The following is a 378-nucleotide window of genomic DNA, read 5'->3' on the forward strand; positions in this document are numbered from 1 at the left end:
TCTCGCCCACGGCCAGGGCCTGGACCTTGGGATCGTTGTTGTCGAGCTGGTACGTCCAGTTGCCGTCGGCGTCGATCGAGAACGAGCCATGCTCGCCCTTGGCGTCGGTCTGGGCGTTGAAGGTGGCTTCGCCGGTATCCTTGTCGGTGACGTCCAGCTTGCCGCCGGTGGTCAGGTTGCCGTCTTCCTTGACGGAGCCGGCATCGTCGCCCGGCTGGTTCGGGGTGATGACGGCGGTGTCGTTGGTGCCCGTGATGGTGACGGTGATGGTTTCGGTCGCCGTGCCGCCGTTGCCGTCATCGACCGTGACGGTGATGGTGTCGGTGACTTTTTCGCCGTCCTTCAGGGCCTGGACCTTGTCGCTGCTGTTGTCCAGCT

At 64.6% G+C, this 378-nt stretch carries 1 protein-coding gene; it reads right to left on the reverse strand.

What is annotated here, in order from left to right; genetic code table 11:
* Nucleotides 1-378 (reverse strand): VCBS domain-containing protein (locus AC6LKG_RS26585; RefSeq protein WP_498169993.1); only part of this gene is annotated, 378 nt, incomplete at both ends.

The sequence above is a fragment of the Achromobacter sp. 46006 genome (assembly GCF_059761975.1).